Source organism: Paracoccus beibuensis, assembly GCF_026162625.1.
GTDB lineage: Bacteria > Pseudomonadota > Alphaproteobacteria > Rhodobacterales > Rhodobacteraceae > Paracoccus > Paracoccus beibuensis.
In genome coordinates, this window is record NZ_JAOTBD010000094.1 from 1 (window position 1) to 1,340 (window position 1,340).

2 protein-coding genes are annotated in these 1,340 nt (G+C 65.7%); both read left to right on the top strand.

Annotated features, from left to right (window positions below; translation table 11 throughout):
- Nucleotides 1-9 precede the first annotated feature (9 nt).
- Nucleotides 10-714: a CoA transferase subunit A gene (locus OC159_RS19940; protein WP_265502969.1), complete on the top strand. Its 705-nt coding sequence runs from the start codon at nt 10-12 to the stop codon at nt 712-714.
- The coding region (locus OC159_RS19945) for a CoA transferase subunit B (protein WP_265502968.1) at nt 714-1,340 on the top strand (627 nt) is incomplete at its 3' end. The genes OC159_RS19940 and OC159_RS19945, both read left to right, overlap by 1 nt.

The window sequence follows — 1,340 nt, forward strand, 5'->3', positions numbered from 1 at the left end:
GGAGGACCGATGAAGAAGGTCTATGCCACTGCGGGCGAGGCTCTGGACGGGCTTTTGCACGACGGGATGACGATCGCGGCGGGGGGCTTCGGCCTCTGCGGCATCCCCGAGCTTCTGATCGACGCGCTGGTCGCAAGCGGGGTCAAGGACCTGACCATCGCCAGCAACAACTGCGGCGTCGACGGGTTCGGTCTGGGCAAGCTTCTGGACACGCGCCAGATCCGCAAGATGCTGAGCAGCTATGTCGGCGAGAACGCCGAATTCATGCGCCAGTACCTGTCCGGAGAACTGGAGCTGGAGTTCAACCCCCAGGGCACCCTGGCCGAGCGCATGCGCGCCGGGGGCAGCGGCATCCCGGGTTTCTACACCAAGACCGGCGTCGGCACCGTCATCGCCGAGGGGAAAGAGGTCAAGAACTTCGACGGTCAGGACTATATCCTGGAACGCGCCATCGTGGCCGACCTGTCGATCGTCAAGGCTTGGAAGGCCGACGACACCGGCAACCTGGTCTTCCGCAAGACGGCCCGAAACTTCAACCCGCCCGCCGCCATGTGCGGCCGCGTCTGCGTGGCCGAGGTCGAGGAGATCGTCCCGCGCGGCAGCCTGGACCCCGACCACATCCACCTGCCCGGCATCTACGTGCACCGCCTCATCCAAGGGCAGCACGAAAAGCGCATCGAGAAGGCCACGACCCGCAAGAAGGAGACCGCGTGATGGCGAAAGGTTGGGACCGCGACCAGATGGCTGCCCGCGCCGCCGAGGAACTGCAGGACGGCTGGTACGTGAACCTCGGGATCGGCATCCCGACGCTGGTGGCGAATTACGTGGGCGACAAGGACATCACGCTGCAGTCGGAAAACGGCATGCTGGGCATGGGCCCCTTCCCCTATGAGGGCGAGGAGGACCCCGACCTGATCAACGCCGGCAAGCAGACAATCACCGAACTGTCGCGCACGTCCTATTTCGACAGCGCGACCAGCTTCGGCATGATCCGCGGCGGCAAGATCGCAGCCGCCATCCTGGGCGCGATGGAGGTTGCGGAAAACGGCGACCTGGCCAACTGGATGATCCCCGGCAAGCTGGTCAAGGGCATGGGCGGCGCGATGGACCTGGTCGCGGGCGTCGGCCGGGTGATCGTGGTGATGGACCACCAGAACAAGGCCGGAGAGTCGAAGGTCCTGCGCGAATGCACCCTGCCGCTGACCGGCAAAGGCGTCGTCGACCGGATCATCACGAACCTGGGCGTCCTCGACGTTGTCCCCGGCGGCCTGAAGATAGTCGAAACAGCCGACGGCGTGACCGAGGACGACCTCCGCGCCGCGACCGAGGCCACGATCGTC

Coding starts and splice junctions, on each gene's coding strand:
- OC159_RS19940 (WP_265502969.1), top strand. CDS start 10: ATGAAGAAGGTCTATGCCACTGCGGGCGAGGCTCTGGACGGGCTTTTG.